We start from the raw sequence: 17,360 nt of genomic DNA, 5'->3' as shown, positions 1-17,360 counted from the left end.
ACCCCACGATGCAACTGAGTCATGAACTGCCCGATTACGCCTACGCCCTGCGTGCCGCCGATGGCCGCACCGCGAAGGTGAATGACCGCACCCTGGCCAGCAGCTTCGTGCTGACCCCGGAGACGCTGATCGAGGCGTGGCCGGTGGTCAATATCGCCGAACTGACCCCCGAGCACCTGCAGCCGGTGCTGGCGCTGAATCCGGCGCTGGTGGTCCTGGGCACGGGCGAAACCCAGGTGTTCCCGCCGGCCGCCGTGATGGCCGCCTGCCTGACCCGTGGCATCGGCCTGGAAGTGATGAACAACCCGGCAGCGGCCCGGACCTTCAACATCCTGGCCGGCGAAGGTCGCAAGGTGGCGGCGGCGTTCATCCTGACCGGCTGAAACCGGCGATTTTCGTTCAGGAAAGGCCGCCGCGAGCGGCCTTTTTTGTGCCTATGGCCCCGGCCCGTACGTTGAGCCACCCCATGGGTGGGTACGCGGGTGCGGAAGGGCCTGCATGTTCCGACCCCGCAGCGACGCATGGCGTCGCTCTACCCGGTCGCGGAATACCCGGTAGAGCCGACCCGTTGGTCGGCTGCACGGAATACCCGGCAGAACCGACCGTTGGCCGGCTGCACGGAATACCCGGTAGAGCCGACCGTTGGTCGGCTACGCGGAATGCCCGGTAGAGCCGACCGTTGGTCGGCTACACGGAACACCCGGCAGACCCGACCGCCGGTCGGCTGCACGGAATACCCGGTAGAGCCGACCGTTGGTCGGCTGCCCCGATTACCGCGGCGGCAGGTACAGCAGCGGGTCGACCGGCTTGCCGTTGTAACGGATCTCGAAGTGGAGCATGTCGCGGGTGGTGCCGGTACGGCCCATCTCGGCAATCTGCTCACCCGCCTTCACGCTCTGGCCCTCGTTGACCAGGCGCTTGCGGTTGTGGCCATAGGCCGACAGCCACTGGTCGCTGTGCTTGATGATGATCAGTTCACCGAAGCCGACCAGGCCGGCGCCGGAATACACCACCACGCCCTGCGCCGTGGCGCGGACCGGCTGGCCGCTGCTGCCGGCGATGTCCACGCCCTGCTTGGTGACGTCGGCCCCCACGAACCTGCCCACCAATGCCCCATCGGCCGGCCAGCGCCAGCTGATGTTGCTCTTGATGGCGGTGGTCGGCGACGGCGTCGGCGTGGCTACCGGCGTGGTCGTGCCGGGACGCGGCGCGGTCACCACCGTGGTCGGCGCCCGACCCGGTGCGCCGCCACCCGGATACAGCTTGAGGGTCTGCCCCGGGTAGATGGTGTACGGCTCGGACAGCCCGTTCCAGGCGGCCAAATCGCGCGGGGTGATGTTGTGGATGCGCGCCAGCGCATACAGGGTGTCGCCCTTGCGGATCACCGCGGTCTGGCCCGGCTTGGCCACCGACGCCTGCGGCGTGGTGTGCACGGTGCCGCCCCGGCCGCCAGCCGGCTTCACCACCGTCGCGGTACCGCACGCGCCCAGCGTGGCCACCGCCAGCAGCAGCGCCGTGGCGCGCATTCCCTTGTTCAACCGATCAGCACTCATGCGAACTTCGACCTCCAGACAAGCCAGGCGACCAGCGCCACGACCAGCACGGTCGCGATCCAGCCCAGCGGTTCAATCCAACGCCGCAGCGCAGCTTCCGCGCGCGGTCCACCAATACGGATCACCGCGGCCAGCACGAACACGCGCTTGCCCCGGCCGATCAACATGCTCAGGAAGTACTGCGGCAACGGCACGCCGACGATACCCGATGCCCATGTGAAGACCTTCATCGGGATCGGCATGAAGCCACCCAGCACCAGGAAGGTGAACACCGCCCACGGCGACTCGGCCATCTTGGCCTGCACCACCGCGATGCCGCTCTCAATGCTGGTCAACATGCCCAGCGCGGCGAACACCGGCTTGAGCACTTCAAAGGCGTAATGCCCCAACGCGTAGCCGACCAGTGCACCGGCCATCGAGCCGGACAGGCTCAGGGTGGCAAACCACCAGCCGCGCTTGGGCTGGGCCACGCACATCGGTGCCAGCATCACCTCGGGCATCACCGGGAAAATGATGGCCTCGATGAAGCTGAGCACGGTGAGATAGGTCGGGGCGCGCTCGTGCGCGGCCCACTTCATCGCCCGCTCGTACAGCGGACCAAAGATCTTCATGACGTAACGCTCCTGGGAATCAATCCAGCATGCCAGACAGCAACGGCACGAACGTGACCGGTGCCAGTACCTGCTGTTCGATGCTGCCGTCATCGCGACGGGTCAGCTGCACCAGCGACTGCGCACCGGGGCCACCCACCGGGGCCACCAGGCGGCCGCCCACGGCCAGCTGTTCCACCAGCGCATCCACCAGTGCCGGTGCCGCGGCGGTCACCACGATCGCATCGAACGGACCGTGCTCGGCCCAGCCGGCGCGGCCATCGTCGTGCTTGGTGCGGATGTTCATGCCCAGCGCCCGGAAGCGCTTGCGCGCCTGCCGCAGCAGGTCGCCGATGCGCTCCACGGTGTAGACCTCCAGCCCTACCGCGCCCAGCACCGCAGCCTGGTAACCCGAGCCGGTGCCGACTTCCAGCACGGTCTTCGGTGCGCATTTCAGCACCGCTTCGGTCATGCGGGCCACCACCCACGGCTGGGAGATGGTCTGGCCATGGCCGATCGGCAGCGCGGTGTCTTCGTAGGCACGCGAGGCCAGCGCTTCGTCGATGAACAGATGCCGGGGGACCACGCGGATGGCATTGAGCGTGTCTTCGTCGGCGATGCCGGCCTCGCGCAGGCGCTCGACCAGCCGGTCGCGCACGCGCTGGGAGGTCATGCCGATGCCGACCGCTTCGGGCTGCAGGCGCAGGCGCGGGCTCATGCGGGCTGGTCCAGCGCGGCGGTCAGCCCACCTACCCAGCTGGCCACCTTCTCCAGTGCCTGGTAACGGGTGAGGTCGACCTGGATCGGGGTGATCGAAATGAAACCGTTGCGTACAGCGTGGAAATCGGTGCCGGGGCCGGAGTCCTGTTCGCGCCCGGCCGGGCCGATCCAGAACACCTCGTTGCCGCGCGGATCGCGCTGGGCGATGCAGCCTTCGGCACGGTGCCGGTTGCCCAGGCGGGTGACCTCGAAGCCGCGGATCTCGCTCCAGGGCAGGTCTGGCACGTTGACGTTGAGGATGGTGTCGGCAGGCAGCGGGTCGGCCTTGAGCCGGGTCACGATCTCCACCGCGGCGCGCGCGGCGGTCTCGAAGTTGCGCGGCTCGTGGTTGCGCGTCACCAGCGACATGGCCACCGCCGGCAGGCCCAGGAACCGCCCTTCCATCGCCGCCGACACGGTGCCGGAGTAGATGACGTCATCGCCCAGGTTGGCGGCGTTGTTGATGCCCGATACCACGATGTCCGGCTCGTATTCGAGCACGCCGGTCAGCGCCAGGTGCACGCAGTCGGTCGGGGTGCCGGCCACCGAACAGGTGTAATGGTCGATGCGCTTGAGCCGGATCGGCAGGTCCAGGGTGAGCGAATTGCTGGCGCCGGAGCGGTCACGGTCCGGGGCGAACACCGTCACTTCATGACCGGCGTCACGCAATACCGACGCAAGCATCTTGATACCGGGGGCGTCGACACCGTCGTCGTTGCTGACCAGGATCCGCATCTGCGATTTAACCGCTTGATTTTTCAAGACTTCGATTCCATCACTTTCCAGCGTTGGCGGGGCCGGCGCGTCCCCAGATGGGGCGGGTCGACCGCGCAAGTGCGTCAGCTATTGTGCCGCAAGCGGGCAGATCGTCCTACCCCGGAAACCGTAGGCAGCTGCCCTCGCCTGGCATTACGCTGTACGCATGTCACATCCTGAAGACGAAGACCCCGCCGCGCTGTTCCGTTCGGCCATCGGCGAGGTCAAACCCCTGCGCAAGCCCGCGGCGGCGCCACCGCCCACGCCCAAGCCGAAGCCGCGTGCGCGCATGGCCGAACGCGACGACCAGGAGGCCCGCGGCGAGTTCGCGCGGCTGCTGCGCGACAGCAGCCCGCTGGAAGCCGGCGACACCGCCAGCTACCGCCGCGACAACCTGCCGGCGCGCATGTTCCAGCGGCTAAAGCGTGGCCAGTATTCGGTGCAGGACGAGCTGGACCTGCACGGCGCCACGGTGGCGCAGGCCGAACCCCTGCTGCGCCAGTTCCTGCTGGAAGCGCATGCGCACGAGCATGGCTGCGTGCGCATCATCCACGGCAAGGGCCTGCAGTCCGACGGCGGCGCGCCGGTGTTGAAGAACCTGGTCGACCGCCTGCTGCGCCAGCGCAACGACGTGCTGGCCTTCCATTCGGCGCCGGCCGGCCAAGGCGGTACCGGCGCGGTGCTGGTGCTGCTGAGCAACCGATAACGCCCACCACGCAGCGCACATCGGTAGAGCCGACCGTTGGTCGGCTGCATTTCATTCCGATACCGGGGAACCAGGCACCGCGCGAAGCCGACCAACGGTCGACTCTACCGGACGCGGATCTGGCGGACCGTTGGTCGGCTGCATTCCGTTCCGGCGCGTGGATCTGGCGCGTAGAGCCGACCGTTGGTCGGCTGCATTTCGTTCCGGTACCGGGAACCAGGCACCGCGCGAAGCCGACCAACGGTCGGCTCTACCGGACGCGGATCTGGCGGACCGTTGGTCGGCTGCATTAGTTCCGGCGCGTGGATCAGGCGCGTAGAGCGGACCGTTGGTCGGCTGCATTCCGTTCCGATACCGGGAAGCCGCGCACCGCGCCAAGCCGACCAACGGTCGGCTCTACCTGGGTGTGGGTCTGGCCGACCGTTGGTCGGCTGCATTCCGTTCCGGCGCGTTGTTCAGGCGCCTGGCTGGCTGGCGTCTTCCACCTGCCCAAGCTCGTGCAGCACCGCGGTGGCATAGCAGCCCGGCGGCAGCGCGAAGCTCAGTTCCAGCACGTCCGGCTGCAGCCACTGGTGCTGCAGCATCGCCGGGCGCAGGCGCAGCGCACGGCGCTCCTGCTTCAGGCGCGCCCCTTCCAGCCCTGCGCGCAGCGCCAGCGACTGCTCGTCGCTGACTGCGGCCAGTTCCAGCGCCGCAGCCGCTTCACTGCTGCGCAGCTCGCCTTCACCCCACAACGGGCCGCTGGGATGGATGTCGAACCGCGCCAGGCGGTCGGCCAGCAGGTCGGTGAACGGCTCGGGGCCGAACACGCTGCGGCTGCCGTCCAGCATCCACACCTCGCCGTCCAGCGGGGCGTCCCAGTTGCCCTGCGCCACGCGCTCGGCGAGCACCTGGTTGAACAGCGCCGAGCGCGCCGCCGAGAGCAGCAGCGAGCGCTGGTCCGGGCGCATCCGGCGCCCGCCGAACATCGCCAGCGCGGCCGGCACGTTGCCACCGTCGCGACCGAAGCGCTGCTCGCCGAACCAGTTCGGCAGGCCGCGCGCAGCGATCAACGACAACCGCTCGTCAATCGCCGCCGCATCACCCTGCACGTCACGCAACACCAGCTTGAAGCGGTTGCCGGCCAGCGCACCGCGCTGCAGCTTGCGGTTATGCCACGTGGATTCGACCACCTCGACCTCATCGGAGGCCAGCAGCGCCGGGTCCGGCGCGATCCGCTTGGGCAGGTGCACGCTGAAACGCTGGGTGGTGACCGCATGGCGATCCTTCATGCCGGCGTAGCTGACCGCCATGTCCGGCAGCCCGGCCCAGCGTGCAAGCACCTTGGCCACGTGCACGGTATTGGCGCCGCGCTTGCGGAGGGTGAGCAGCAGGTGCTCGCCCTCCCCGCTCGGCTCGAACGCGGGCAGCTCGTCCACCTGGAAATCGTCGGGAGTGGTGCGGATCTTCGCGGTCAGCAACGGCGCGCCGAACGCCAGCGGCAGCGCGATCACAGCGCCACCAGCAGCACGACGGCCTGGGCGGCAATGCCTTCACCGCGCCCGGTGAAGCCCAGCTTCTCCGAGGTGGTGGCCTTCACGCTCACGCAGTCCAGCGCCACGCCGAGCACGCTGGCGATGCGCTCGCGCATGGCCGCCGCGTGCGGGCCCACCTTGGGCCGCTCGCAGATCACGGTGATGTCGGTGTTGCCGACCTGCCAGCCGCGTTCGCGCAGCAGACCGTTGCAATGGTCGAGCAGGTGCGCGCTGTCGGCTCCCTTCCAGCGCATGTCGGTCGGCGGGAAGTGCACGCCGATGTCGCCCAGCGACAGCGCGCCCAGCATCGCATCGCACAGCGCATGCAGGATCACGTCGCCGTCGCTGTGGGCCAGCACGCCGCAGCTGTGCGGCACGCGGATACCGCCCAGCATCACGTGGTCGCCCTCTCCAAAGGCGTGGACGTCGTAGCCCTGTCCGATGCGGACCGGCGGGAATGGTGCGGTGTTCATGGCAAAAACCTGCAGTTGTGGCGACGCGCGCGGACTCAGTACCCGCGACGCGCCAGCTCGAATTCAAATCGGGACAGATCGGCCGGGGTGGTGACCTTGAAGTTGTCCTCGCTGCCTTCCACCAGCAACGGGCGCAGCCCCTGCCGCTCCATCGCCATGGCGTCGTCGGTGACCTCCACGCCGGCGTCGGCTGCTTCCTGCAGGGCCCGTGCCAGCTGGTGGCGGCGGAACAGCTGCGGGGTCAGCGCGCGCCACAGGCGGGCACGCGGCTCGGTGGCATCGATGCCGCCGTCATCGCCGGCACGCTTGAGGGTGTCGCGCACCGGCGCGGCCAGGATCGCCCCGACCGGGTCATTGCGTCCTACTTCCAGCAGCCGGCCGAGGTCGGCGGCCGCCAGGTTGGGTCGTGCGGCGTCATGCACCAGCACGAAATCATCGGCCCGCACGCTGTCGGGCAAGGCCTGCAGCCCCGCCAGCACCGATGCGGCGCGGGTGGCACCGCCGATGCAGGTCAGGATCGGCTTGTCGGCCAGCGACTGCCAGCCCGGCCAGTCGGTGTCGCCGTCGGCGACCACCACCATCACCCCGGCCACGACCGGGTGCGACAGCAGGGCCTCCAGGGTATGGGCAAGCAATACCCGGTCGCCCGCGACCAGGTACTGCTTGGGAGTTTCCCCGCCGAAGCGGGTGCCGCGACCGGCCGCGGGCACCACCGCCCAGACCGTACCCATCAGGGCACGTCCTGGTGCGGGGCGTCAGGGTCGACGGCCACCGGCGCGCGCGCGGGCGCAACCGGGGCATCTTCCACCACGCGGTAGAACTTCTCGCCCGGCTTGATCATGCCCAGCTCGCTGCGTGCCCGCTCTTCGATGGCGGCCTGGCCTTCCTTGAGGTCCTTGACCTCGGCGGCCAGCGCGTCATTGCGCTGTTGCAGACCGGCGTTGTCGCGCTTCTGGTTGTCGACCTGGGCTTCCAGGGTCATCACTTCACCTGAATTGCCCGGGCCGAACCAGAAACGGTACTGCAGCCACGCCAGCAACAGCGCCAGCAGCAGCAACATCCAACGCCAGTTGCGCATGGGATCAGCGCTTCAGCGACACGAACGCATCACGGCCGGCGTAGCGCGCACCCGCACCCAGCGCTTCTTCGATGCGAAGCAGCTGGTTGTACTTGGCCACGCGGTCGCTGCGGCACAGCGAGCCGGTCTTGATCTGGGTGGCGGTGGTGGCCACGGCGATGTCGGCGATGGTGGTGTCTTCGGTTTCGCCCGAACGGTGCGAGACCACGGCCGCGTAGTTGGCCGCGTCCGCCATGGCGATCGCTTCCAGGGTCTCGGTCAGGGTGCCGATCTGGTTGACCTTGATCAGGATGGCGTTGGCGGTGCCCGAGGCGATGCCTTCCTTGAAGATCTTCGGGTTGGTCACGAACAGGTCGTCGCCGACCAGCTGCACCTTGCTGCCGATGCGGTCGGTGAGCAGCTTCCAGCCCGCCCAGTCGTTCTCGGCCAGGCCGTCTTCGATGGTGATGATCGGGTACTGCGCGGCCCAGTCGGCCAGGAAGTCGACGAACTGCTCGGAGGTCAGGCGCTTGTTCTCGCCCACCAGGTTGTACTTGCCGTTTTCGTAGAACTCGGTAGACGCCACGTCCAGGCCCAGCAGCACGTCTTCACCGGCGGTGTAGCCAGCCTTGCCGATCGCTTCGAGGATGGTATCCAGCGCTTCGACGTTGCTGCGGAAGTCCGGCGCGAAGCCGCCTTCGTCGCCCACGGCGGTGCTCAGGCCATGGCCCTTGAGCACGGACTTGAGCGAATGGAAGATTTCGGTGCCGGCGCGCAGCGCTTCGGAGAACGAGGTGAAGCCGACCGGCAGCACCATGAACTCCTGGAAGTCGACGTTGTTGTCGGCATGCGCGCCGCCGTTGATGATGTTCATCATCGGCACCGGCAGCGACGGGGTCACGCCGGTCTTGGCGGCCAGGTACTGCCACAGTGCCTGCTTGTGGGCGGCGGCAGCGGCGTGCGCGGTGGCCATGGACACGGCCAGCAGCGCGTTGGCGCCCAGGCGGCCCTTGTTCTCGGTGCCGTCGAGGTCGATCAGGCGACGGTCCAGGCCTTCCTGGTCGGCCGCGTCATAGCCCTTCAGCGCGTTGGCGATGGTGGTGTTGACGTTGGCCACGGCGTTGCGCACGCCCTTGCCCAGATAACGGGTCTTGTCGCCGTCACGCAGCTCCACCGCTTCCTTGCTGCCGGTCGAGGCGCCCGACGGAACCGCGGCGCGGCCGAACGAACCGTCCTCGAGGATGACATCGGCTTCCAGCGTGGGGTTGCCACGGCTGTCGAGGATTTCACGGGCGTGGATGCTGCGGATCGTGGTCATGGTGGGCCGGTTACCAGTCAGGAAGGGGAAACGCCAAAAAAGGAGCGCTGAAAAAGCTGCCGCGTGATTATCGCCATCCACCTGCCGCTTGCCAAATCGGCGTGCGGGCGGGCCGCGGCGACAGCGGCCTAGAACAGCGCCGGTACCAGCAGGGCCACCAGCAGCAGCGCCGTCAACACCAGCGCACACACGCCCCCGGCCGGTTGCCGGCGCAGGCGCATGGCCAGGACGCTGGCGACCACGCCGCCCATCAGCAGGCCGACGCCCAGCGCCAGGGTGAAATACAGGTACGGGGCGACGCCTTGCAGGGCATGGCTGCCATCGCCCGGCATGCCCATGCTGGTCATCACCAGCACCACCAGCATGAAGGTACAGGCCCAGGCGCCGATCGACAGCAGCAGCGCGGCCCAGCCCCAGGGCCAGGCGCGCCAGCGGCGGCGCACGTTCTGCGCCGCCGTTGTGTCCGGGCTCATGCCGGCCGCCCGGCAGGGCGACCGGTGCGCAGCGCGATCAGGCGCCCGCGTCCAGCGGGGCGCCGGCCTTGCGCTCACGCGCGGCACGGATGAAGCCGATGAACAGCGGGTGGCCATCGCGCGGGGTGGACAGGAACTCCGGGTGGGCCTGGCACGCCAGGAACCACGGGTGCTGGTCGCGCGACAGTTCCACCACTTCCACCAGGGTGTCGTCCATCGACTTGCCGGCGATCACCAGGCCGGCATCTTCCAGCTGGGTGCGGTAGCGGTTGTTGAACTCGTAGCGGTGGCGGTGGCGCTCGGACACCACGTCCTTGCCGTACAGCTCGCGGGCCAGGGTGCCCGGCTTCAGGCGCTGCTCCTGCAGGCCCAGGCGCATGGTGCCGCCGAGGTCGCTCTTGTCGTCACGCTTTTCCACATCGCCGGTGGCGGTGCGCCATTCGGTGATCAGGCCGATCACCGGGTTCGGCGACTGGCGATCGTTCTCGGTGCTGTTGGCGCCTTCCAGGCCGGCCACGTGGCGGGCGAAATCAACCACTGCGGCCTGCATGCCGTAGCAGATGCCGAAGTACGGCACCTGCTGCTCGCGGGCGAACTGCGAGGTCAGCACCTTGCCTTCGAAGCCGCGGTCGCCGAAGCCGCCCGGCACCAGGATGCCGTCGACGTCCTTCAGCGCGCCCATGTCGCTGCCTTCCAGGTCCTGGGCTTCCAGCCACTTCAGGTTGACCTTGGTGCGCTGGCGCAGGCCGCCGTGCTTGAGCGCTTCACCGACCGACTTGTAGGCATCCTGGTGGTCGACGTACTTGCCGACCACCGCGATGGTGACCTCGTCCAGCGGGTGCAGGGTGGCGTCCACCGCCGCTTCCCACTCGTGCAGGTCGGCCGGGCCGGCCTTGTCGCCGAGCTTGAACTGGTTGATGACGATGTCATCCAGGCCCTGGGCGTGCAGGCCCATCGGGATGCGGTACAGCACGTCCACGTCCGGCACGCTGATCACCGCGCGCTCGGAGACGTTGGTGAACTGGGCGATCTTGCGGCGCTCCGAGTCCGGCACCACCTGCTCGGAACGGCACAGCAGCACATCCGGCTGGATGCCGATCGAGCGCAGCTCCTTGACCGAGTGCTGGGTGGGCTTGGTCTTCAGCTCGCCGGCGGCGGCGATGTAGGGCACCAGGGTCAGGTGCATGAACAGCGCCTTTTCCGGGCCACGCTCGGTGCGCACCTGGCGGATCGCCTCCAGGAACGGCAGCGACTCGATGTCGCCCACGGTGCCGCCGATCTCGACCAGGGCCACGTCGAAGCCTTCGGTGGCCTCGTCCATGCAGCGGCGGATCTCGTCGGTGATGTGCGGGATGACCTGCACGGTGGCGCCCAGGTAGTCGCCGCGGCGCTCCTTGCGGATCACGTTCTCGTAGATGCGGCCGGTGGTGACCGAATTCTTGCGGCTCAGGCGGGTACGCACGAAGCGCTCGTAATGGCCCAGGTCCAGGTCGGTCTCGGCGCCGTCGTCGGTAACGTAGACCTCGCCGTGCTGGAACGGGCTCATGGTGCCCGGATCGACGTTGATGTACGGGTCGAGCTTCATCATCGTGACGGTGAGCCCACGGGCTTCAAGGATGGAGGCAAGTGACGCGGCGGCAATGCCTTTGCCGAGCGAGGACACTACGCCGCCGGTTACGAAGATCAAGGGAGTCATGGCTGGGGGTGTCCTGTCAGGAAGGGGGAGACGGCGCCGACGCGCAGGGCGGCGGACGACGTGAAGGGGAAAGGGGTGCGGATCCGGTCGGCCGGGGCGGTGGACACACGCGCCGGGGACGGGATCGGGGAGGCAGCGCGGGGACCGGTCGGCGAGGTCGGGGTGGCCGTGCCGGTCGCCGTTGGGACCGTCACCTCCTGCCTACCCTGCTGGCGATCGCGCACGATCAGGCCAGTCCATTCGCTGATGGATGACACGCACTGCTCCCGGAAAGCGCTAGTTTACAGATTGGAGGCCGCAAGCCCAAGCACTGGATTGCGGTCCCCACAAAAAAAGGCGCCCCGGCAAGGCCGGGGCGCCCATGGCAGCAGAAGAAGGCTCAGCGCTTCTTTTTGGCCTCTTCCTCTTCTTCCTTCTGCGGGGCCTGCGCGCCCTTGGCCTTCATGTCGGCCGTGGCCTGGGCCCGGCGCTTGGCCTTGGCGTCCGCCTCGGACTGCGCCTTGTCGGCCTGCTCGCCCTGCTGCGGCGTGGGCTGGCCCTGTCCGGCGTTCTGGGCCATGGCCAGCGGCACGGCCACGACGGCGGCGGCAATGGCAACGATGGTCAGCAACTTCTTCATGGGTCACTCCTCGCGGTATCGGCTTGGGATGGGGTCGCCGGGGTACGGTTTCCACCACGCACAGTGTATCCAACCCTGGTCGGCCGCCCCCTGAACGTGCGGCGTGCAAAAAAACCGTCCAGACCGCAAACTTCGCCGTCGCTTTGCGCTATATGAAAACAGATGAACGCCCGTTATAACGCCGCCGATATTGAAGTCCTGTCCGGCCTGGACCCGGTCAAGCGCCGCCCCGGCATGTACACCGACACCGCCCGCCCGAACCATCTGGCGCAGGAAGTCATCGACAATGCCGTCGATGAGGCCCTGGCCGGGCATGCCCGTACGGTCGAGGTCACCCTGTACAAGGACGGCAGCTGCGAGGTCAGCGATGACGGCCGCGGCATGCCGGTGGACATCCACCCCGAGGAGAAGATCCCCGGCGTCGAGCTGATCCTGACCCGCCTGCACGCGGGCGGCAAGTTCAACAACAAGAACTACACCTTCTCCGGCGGCCTTCACGGCGTGGGCGTGAGCGTGGTCAATGCGCTGTCGACCCTGGTCGAGGTGCACATCAAGCGCGAGGGCAGCGAACACCGCATCACCTTCCGCAATGGCGACCGCGCCAGCCCGCTGGAAGTGGTGGGCAGTGTCGGCAAGAAGAACACCGGTACCCGCGTGCGCTTCTGGGCCGACCCGAAGTACTTCGATACGCCCAAGTACAACCTGCGCGCCCTGCGCCACCTGCTGCGCGCCAAGGCGGTGCTGTGCCCCGGCCTGACCGTGAAGCTGCGCGACGAAGCCACCGACGAGCAGGACACCTGGTACTACGAAGATGGCCTGAGCGATTACCTCAAGGCCGAGCTGGGCGAGCGCGAGATGCTGCCGGCCGACCTATTCGTGGGCCACCTGAAGAAAGAGAACGAGATCGTGGACTGGGCCCTGGCCTGGATTCCGGAAGGCGAGCTGGTCCAGGAAAGCTACGTCAACCTGATTCCAACCGCCCAGCACGGCACCCATGCCAATGGCCTGCGCACCGGCCTGACCGAGGCGCTGCGCGAGTTCTGCGACTTCCGCAACCTGCTGCCGCGCGGGGTCAAGCTGGCCCCGGAAGACGTGTGGGACCGGGTGTCGTTCGTGCTGTCGCTGAAGATGACCGATCCGCAGTTCAGCGGCCAGACCAAGGAGCGCCTGTCCTCGCGCCAGGCCGCCGGGTTCGTCGAGGGTGCCGCGCACGACGCCTTCAGCCTGCTGCTGAACCAGAACGTGGACATGGGCGAGAAGATCGCCCAGCTGGCCATCGAGCGCGCCAGCGCGCGCCTGAAGACCGAAAAGCTGGTGACCCGCAAGAAGGTCACCCAGGGCCCTGCCCTGCCCGGCAAGCTGGCCGACTGCATCAGCCAGGACCTGTCGCGCACCGAGCTGTTCCTGGTGGAAGGCGACTCGGCCGGCGGCAGTGCCAAGCAGGCGCGCGACAAGGACTTCCAGGCGATCATGCCGCTGCGCGGCAAGATCCTGAACACCTGGGAAGTGTCCTCGGGCAGCGTGCTGGCCTCGGAGGAAGTGCACAACCTGGCCATCGCGATCGGCTGCGACCCGGGCAAAGACGACATCAGCGGGCTGCGCTACGGCAAGGTGGTGATCCTGGCCGACGCCGACTCGGACGGCCTTCACATCGCCACGCTGCTGACCGCCCTGTTCCTGAAGCATTTCCCGGCGCTGGTCGATGCCGGCCACGTGTTCGTGGCGATGCCGCCGCTGTTCCGTATCGACGTGGGCAAGCAGGTGTTCTACGCGCTGGATGAAGAAGAGAAGCGCACCATGCTGGACAAGATCGAGCGCGAGAAGATCAAGGGCACGGTCAGCGTGACCCGCTTCAAGGGCCTGGGCGAGATGAACCCGCCGCAGTTGCGCGAGTCGACCATCCACCCCGATACGCGCCGCCTGGTGCAGCTGACCATCGATGATGGCGAACAGACGCACTCGCTGATGGACATGCTGCTGGCCAAGAAGCGCGCGGGCGACCGCAAGCAGTGGCTGGAGAACAAGGGCGACCTGGCCTCGCTGGAAGTCTGATCGCAGCGCCAGCCGCCGCCCAATGAAAAAGCCCGCCTACTGGCGGGCTTTTTTTTGCTCTTCTGCCGTCCGTGTGAGGGGCCGGTAATGCACCCTGAACCTCTCCGGGCGCGGTCGTGTGCGGGAAACGGCGATAATCGAACACGGTTCACCGCCAGACCTTCAGATGATCGCCATCCGCCCCGCCCTGCCCGCCGACTACGACGCCATCACCGACGTGTGGGAGGCATCGGTACGGGCCACCCACGACTTCCTGCCCGAGCACGCCATCCAGACGCTGCGACCGCTGATCCGCGAGGTGTATCTGGCCGCGGTGGACCTGTGGGTGTATTGCGATGCGCAAGGCGCGATCGACGGCTTTGTCGGGGTCGCCGAAGGCCGCATCGAAATGCTGTTCATCCACCCGCAGCGGCGCGGCGGCGGCATCGGCAAACACCTGCTGCGACATGCCATCGAGACGCTCGGTGCCACCGCACTGGACGTCAACGAACAGAACCCGCAGGCGGTCGGCTTCTACCAGCACCTGGGCTTCGTCGTCACCGGGCGCTCGCCGCTGGATGGCCAGGGTCAACCATATCCATTGCTGCACATGGCGCTGCCCGATGCGGCCCGCCCCTCTTCCTGATCGAGTGTTCCCATGTATTTCGACCCGACCCTGCAGCTCCACAGCGCGCGCCTGGTACTGAGCCCGATCCGCGCCAGCGACGGCGCCGCCCTGTTCGCCATCCAGTCCGATCCGGCGGTGATGCGCTACTGGAACCACCCCGCCTGGACCGACATCAAGCAGGCCTACGCGCAGATCCTGGACGACCTGACCGCGATGCGGGCCGGCACCCAGCTCAAGTTGGGCATCCGCGAGCACGCCGATGCGCCGCTGCTCGGCATCTGCGTGGTGTTTGCGATCGATGCCGATTCACGCCGCGCCGAGATCGGCTACCACCTGGCGCCCGAGGCGCAGGGCAAGGGCTACATGCGCGAAGCGCTGCAGTGTTTCATCGACCACCTGCTGGACGACCGTGGCCTGCGCCGGCTGGAGGCCGAGATCGACCCGCGCAACGTGCCATCGGCGCGGGTGCTGGAACGGATCGGCTTCCAGCGCGAAGGCCTGCTGCGCGAGCGCTGGTGCGTGGGCGGGGAGCTGTCCGACTCGGCGTTGTATGGCTTGCTGGCGGGGGACCGCAGCGCCTGAGCAGTGTGTCGGGGGCGGACACCGGTTGGGGGGCGATGCGTCCTGCTGCGATGGATCCCGGTCGGGGCGCGCCGACGCGTCCTGCGGCAATATGGACCCCGGTAGGGTCGCGCCCCGGCCGACTGCCGATAACGGCGCAACGTTCGATGGTGGCGTGACATTCAAACGACATCCCGCCTTTCACCGTACGCGGATGCCGATCATTTCCATGCCGATATCGCGGCGGCGGGGGTTCACGGCAGTCGGCTGGGGCGCGACCCTACCGAAGCGCGTGCCGGACCAACGCGTCGCATGGGCCAACACCGATAGGGTCGTGCCGATGCGTCCCGCAGCAATGGGCACCCAAGGTAGGGTCGCGCCCCGGCCGACTGCCGATAACGGCGCAACGTTCGATGGTGGCATGACCCTCGAACAACATCCCGTCCGTCACCGCGCGCGCGGATGCCGATCATTTCCATGCCGATATCGAGACGGCAGGGGTTCACGGCAGTCGGCTGGGGCGCGACCCTACCGGCGTCCCGGCGTTCGGCGTCACGGCATCCAGCATCCCGGTGTCCTGCATTCGGCGCCCCGGCGTGCGGGAACGCGGGCCGAGGGCCCACGTCCTGCCGCCGCGTCGCCGGGATCTGTCGGGCATGCCTGTCTGATGCGTTGCTTGCGCCCACAAAAAACCCGCCTTTCGGCGGGTTTTTCGTGGCAGCCGGGCAGAGCCCGGCTCTACGGTCCGAGGGCTTATGCCCAGCCGAACAGTTCGAACAGGCGCAGGATCAGGTATGCGCAGCCGCCTGCCGCCGGGATCGTGAGGATCCAGGCCCAGACGATGCGCTCGATCACGCCGAAGCGCAGCGAACGCGGGTTCTTGGCGTAACCCACGCCCATGATCGCGGTGGAGATGCTGTGCGTGGTCGAGACCGGCATGCCGAAATGCGCCGCCAGGGTCAGGATCGTGGCCGAGCTGGTTTCTGCGGCGAAGCCGTGGATCGGATGCAGCTTGACCATCTTGTGACCCAGGGTCTTGATGATCTTCCAGCCACCCGACGCCGTACCGGCCGCCATCACCACCGCGCAGGTCAACACGATCCACATGGCGATGCCGTCACCGGCACTGGCCTGCGGGTGCATGAAGGCCAGCCACGACGGCAGGTCGTTCAGTGCACCGGTCGCCTCGGCGCCGATCAGGGTCATGGCGATGATGCCCATGGTCTTCTGCGCGTCGTTGTGGCCGTGGGCGAAGCCCATGTAGGCCGCCGACACGATCTGTGCCTTGCCGAAGAACGCATTGACGATGCGCGGACGCGCCAGGCGCCCGAGCCAGCCACCGGCCTTGGCCATGCCGGCGATGATCGCCCACAGCAGCAGCATCACCACGATGCCCAGCAGGAAGCCGGCCACCGGCGAGGTGATCATCGGCAGGAACACCTTCCACAGCAGGCCCTTGTTCTGGGCCCATGTGCCGATCCGCTCGGACCAGATCAACGCATCCCAGTTGTTGTGGGCCGCGGCCAGGCCGGCGCCGCACAGGCCGCCGATCAGGGCGTGCGAGGACGACGAAGGCAGGCCCTTCCACCAGGTGATCAGGTTCCAGATGATGCCGCCCAGCAGCGCGCACAGGATCACCTGCGGGGTCACATCGACCACGTTGGTGTTGAGCAGGCCCGAAGCGATGGTCAGCGCCACGGCGGTGCCGGTCAGGGCGCCGATGAGGTTCATGAAAGCCGCGAGCATCACCGCCCAACCGGGCGAGAGCACTTTGGTCGCCACCACGGTGGCGATGGAGTTGGCGGTGTCGTGGAAGCCGTTGATGAACTCGAAGACGAGCGCGGCCAGGATCACCACCAGGACAAGGGTCAGCATGCTGTGGCGTCCGTCAGCTGTTCTTCAGCACGATCTGGTACGCCACCACACCGGCCTCGCGGCAACGGTCGATGGCTTTTTCCAGGATCTCGAAGAACTCCTTGAGCAGGAACATCTGCAGGTTGTCCAGGCGGCCGGAGTAGATGTCGCGGTACAGCTCGAGCATCAGGCGGTCGGCTTCGTTCTCCAGCGAGCGCAGCTTCTCGTTGAGCGCGGTCATCCGGTCCAGATTCATGTGGCGCAGGTCGTTGACCATCTCCACCACCACGCTGGCGGCCTGTTCGAGCATCGCCGCGCGCGGCGCGAAATCGATGTGCTCCAGGTGGGCGGTGGCCAGCGAGTAGCGGTCGGCGAACTTCTCGACCTGCTTGGGGATCTTGTACAGGGCCGAACCCAGCGCTTCGATGTCCTCGCGCTCGATCGGGGTCATGAAGCTGTCCACCAGCGCCTGGCTGATCTTGTCCGAGGCGGCACGTTCGCGCAGGCGGGCCAGCTTGAAGGCGTCCAGCGCCGGCTGGCGGTCCGAATCGCGCAGCATGGCGTGCAGCGCCTTGGCGCTGTCCTGGGCGGCCTGGGCAGCCTCGTCCAGCAGGGTGTAGAACTGTTTGCCGGAGCCGAAAATGGTCTGCAGAGAGAACATTGAGAAACCTATTCGCCGTCGAGGAAGGACGGCACCGGGCGGAATTATGACGGTTTGATGTCCACTCCGGGTACTCCCCCCTGTCTTCACGCCGCAAAGGGGCTGCCTGAA

General features: G+C 67.6%; 19 protein-coding genes. 5 read left to right on the top strand and 14 right to left on the bottom strand.

The window, feature by feature from the left end; translation table 11 throughout:
• Positions 1–8: 8 nt before the first annotated feature.
• Entirely contained in the window at positions 9–383 is a 375-nt protein-coding gene (locus ACZ0AE_RS07315; RefSeq protein ID WP_463600721.1) for an Mth938-like domain-containing protein, read from the top strand.
• Positions 384–770: 387 nt separating this feature from the next.
• Here ACZ0AE_RS07315 and ACZ0AE_RS07310 read toward each other — a convergent pair whose 3' ends face one another.
• From ACZ0AE_RS07310 to surE, 4 genes are read right to left on the bottom strand one after another with little or no spacing between them, the layout of a single operon-like run.
• The gene (locus tag ACZ0AE_RS07310; RefSeq protein WP_038689143.1) at positions 771–1,553 is read right to left on the bottom strand and encodes a peptidoglycan DD-metalloendopeptidase family protein; all 783 of its coding nucleotides are present in this window, start codon (positions 1,551–1,553) and stop codon (positions 771–773) included.
• Positions 1,550–2,164: a YqaA family protein gene (locus ACZ0AE_RS07305; RefSeq protein ID WP_038689145.1), complete on the bottom strand. Its 615-nt coding sequence runs from the start codon at positions 2,162–2,164 to the stop codon at positions 1,550–1,552. Before ACZ0AE_RS07305 ends, ACZ0AE_RS07310 begins: the two co-directional genes overlap by 4 nt.
• 19 nt (positions 2,165–2,183) lie before the next feature.
• A complete protein-coding gene (locus tag ACZ0AE_RS07300; RefSeq protein ID WP_038689147.1) occupies positions 2,184–2,861 on the bottom strand; it encodes a protein-L-isoaspartate(D-aspartate) O-methyltransferase in 678 nt (225 codons plus the stop codon).
• A complete protein-coding gene (gene surE, locus ACZ0AE_RS07295; protein WP_038689150.1) occupies positions 2,858–3,637 on the bottom strand; it encodes a 5'/3'-nucleotidase SurE in 780 nt (259 codons plus the stop codon). Before surE ends, ACZ0AE_RS07300 begins: the two co-directional genes overlap by 4 nt.
• Before the next feature lie 187 nt (positions 3,638–3,824).
• Between surE and ACZ0AE_RS07290 the strand changes: the two genes are divergently transcribed.
• On the top strand, positions 3,825–4,364 hold the full coding sequence (locus ACZ0AE_RS07290) for a Smr/MutS family protein (protein ID WP_463600720.1): 540 nt from the start codon (positions 3,825–3,827) through the stop codon (positions 4,362–4,364).
• Between the two features lie 455 nt (positions 4,365–4,819).
• Here the strand turns inward: ACZ0AE_RS07290 and truD are convergent, their stop codons facing one another.
• The 8 genes from truD to ACZ0AE_RS07250 form a co-directional block, all read right to left on the bottom strand.
• The gene (truD, locus tag ACZ0AE_RS07285; protein ID WP_463600719.1) at positions 4,820–5,857 is read right to left on the bottom strand and encodes a tRNA pseudouridine(13) synthase TruD; all 1,038 of its coding nucleotides are present in this window, start codon (positions 5,855–5,857) and stop codon (positions 4,820–4,822) included.
• Complete coding sequence (gene ispF / locus ACZ0AE_RS07280) at positions 5,854–6,351, bottom strand: 2-C-methyl-D-erythritol 2,4-cyclodiphosphate synthase (protein WP_038689156.1); 498 nt, start codon at positions 6,349–6,351, stop codon at positions 5,854–5,856. Before ispF ends, truD begins: the two co-directional genes overlap by 4 nt.
• Before the next feature lie 35 nt (positions 6,352–6,386).
• The gene (gene ispD, locus ACZ0AE_RS07275; RefSeq protein WP_038689158.1) at positions 6,387–7,085 is read right to left on the bottom strand and encodes a 2-C-methyl-D-erythritol 4-phosphate cytidylyltransferase; all 699 of its coding nucleotides are present in this window, start codon (positions 7,083–7,085) and stop codon (positions 6,387–6,389) included.
• Entirely contained in the window at positions 7,082–7,429 is a 348-nt protein-coding gene (gene ftsB, locus ACZ0AE_RS07270) for a cell division protein FtsB (RefSeq protein ID WP_038689160.1), read from the bottom strand. Before ftsB ends, ispD begins: the two co-directional genes overlap by 4 nt.
• A gap of 4 nt (positions 7,430–7,433) precedes the next feature.
• Positions 7,434–8,726 carry a phosphopyruvate hydratase gene (eno, locus tag ACZ0AE_RS07265; protein WP_313424615.1) on the bottom strand — a complete coding sequence of 431 codons (1,293 nt, stop codon included), beginning with the start codon at positions 8,724–8,726 and terminating at the stop codon, positions 7,434–7,436.
• 128 nt (positions 8,727–8,854) lie between these two features.
• Complete coding sequence (locus tag ACZ0AE_RS07260; RefSeq protein WP_463600718.1) at positions 8,855–9,199, bottom strand: hypothetical protein; 345 nt, start codon at positions 9,197–9,199, stop codon at positions 8,855–8,857.
• A gap of 37 nt (positions 9,200–9,236) precedes the next feature.
• Positions 9,237–10,895, bottom strand: a complete 1,659-nt coding sequence (locus ACZ0AE_RS07255) for a CTP synthase (protein WP_313243816.1) — start codon at positions 10,893–10,895, stop codon at positions 9,237–9,239.
• A 379-nt stretch (positions 10,896–11,274) separates the two neighbouring features.
• Entirely contained in the window at positions 11,275–11,514 is a 240-nt protein-coding gene (locus ACZ0AE_RS07250; RefSeq protein WP_038689165.1) for a hypothetical protein, read from the bottom strand.
• Positions 11,515–11,676: 162 nt separating this feature from the next.
• On the opposite strand from ACZ0AE_RS07250, the gene parE reads away from it, so the two are divergent.
• The 3 genes from parE to ACZ0AE_RS07235 all read left to right on the top strand — a co-directional run bounded on the left by parE (position 11,677) and on the right by ACZ0AE_RS07235 (position 14,755).
• A complete protein-coding gene (gene parE / locus ACZ0AE_RS07245; RefSeq protein ID WP_038689167.1) occupies positions 11,677–13,566 on the top strand; it encodes a DNA topoisomerase IV subunit B in 1,890 nt (629 codons plus the stop codon).
• Positions 13,567–13,732: 166 nt separating this feature from the next.
• Positions 13,733–14,191 (top strand): acetyltransferase, encoded by a 459-nt coding sequence (locus tag ACZ0AE_RS07240; RefSeq protein WP_463600717.1) that lies wholly within the window; start codon positions 13,733–13,735, stop codon positions 14,189–14,191.
• 12 nt (positions 14,192–14,203) lie between these two features.
• A complete protein-coding gene (locus ACZ0AE_RS07235) occupies positions 14,204–14,755 on the top strand; it encodes a GNAT family N-acetyltransferase (RefSeq protein WP_141058661.1) in 552 nt (183 codons plus the stop codon).
• Positions 14,756–15,487: 732 nt separating this feature from the next.
• On the opposite strand, the gene ACZ0AE_RS07230 is transcribed toward ACZ0AE_RS07235, so the two are convergent.
• On the bottom strand, positions 15,488–16,609 hold the full coding sequence (locus ACZ0AE_RS07230; protein ID WP_038689173.1) for an inorganic phosphate transporter: 1,122 nt from the start codon (positions 16,607–16,609) through the stop codon (positions 15,488–15,490).
• 13 nt (positions 16,610–16,622) lie between these two features.
• A complete protein-coding gene (locus ACZ0AE_RS07225; protein ID WP_038689176.1) occupies positions 16,623–17,249 on the bottom strand; it encodes a DUF47 domain-containing protein in 627 nt (208 codons plus the stop codon).
• Positions 17,250–17,360 lie beyond the last annotated feature (111 nt).

It is taken from the genome of Stenotrophomonas sp. AC248, from assembly GCF_979258185.1.
Note: the sequence above shows the minus strand (reverse complement) of the source record. Positions and strands in the feature narration are given on the sequence as shown.